This window comes from Treponema endosymbiont of Eucomonympha sp., from assembly GCF_001028545.1.
On sequence record NZ_BBPW01000714.1, the window covers coordinates 1 to 407 of the forward strand.

Below are 407 nucleotides of genomic sequence, written 5' to 3' on the forward strand. Positions count from 1 at the left end.
GTATCGCGTTCCGTCAACACTCCCGCCGTCAATAACTGCCGCCATGTCTATTCCGGTGTGGCCTTCGGGTTGCCTAAAGGAACGCCGGTTGACCGGCGGCAAGCCCACGCTGATTTTTCATAATCCCGTACTCGTCAACTGCCAAGTGTAATTTGCTGTTCAGCCCCCTTTTGTGCGGCTAATGTCCTGAGTGCCGCCGTACGCCCCGCATGCGTCCGCGTGTGCCTTGATATATTTCGAATCTATCATAAAGGTATCCCCGTCAGGCTCGCCTATTGCCGCGTCCGCCAGCATTTTCCCTTGTCCCGCCGGCGGGAAAACCGCTTGTGTATGCTGTTCCAGTTACACCTATATTCCCGTCCACACCGCCGGCTCCTAAACACCTCTGCGAAAGGCGTTGGGCACGA

Annotated in this window: 1 protein-coding gene; it reads right to left on the reverse strand. The window is 56.5% G+C overall.

Translation table 11 applies throughout. From position 1 onward, the window contains the following. Window positions 1–159 precede the first annotated feature (159 nt). Window positions 160–294 carry a hypothetical protein gene (locus AWU74_RS13260; protein WP_306701142.1) on the reverse strand — a complete coding sequence of 45 codons (135 nt, stop codon included), beginning with the start codon at window positions 292–294 and terminating at the stop codon, window positions 160–162. Window positions 295–407 lie beyond the last annotated feature (113 nt).

Bases quoted from the DNA above. Each gene is read 5' to 3' on its own strand.
- AWU74_RS13260 (WP_306701142.1), bottom strand. From the start codon at position 294: ATGCTGGCGGACGCGGCAATAGGCGAGCCTGACGGGGATACCTTTATG.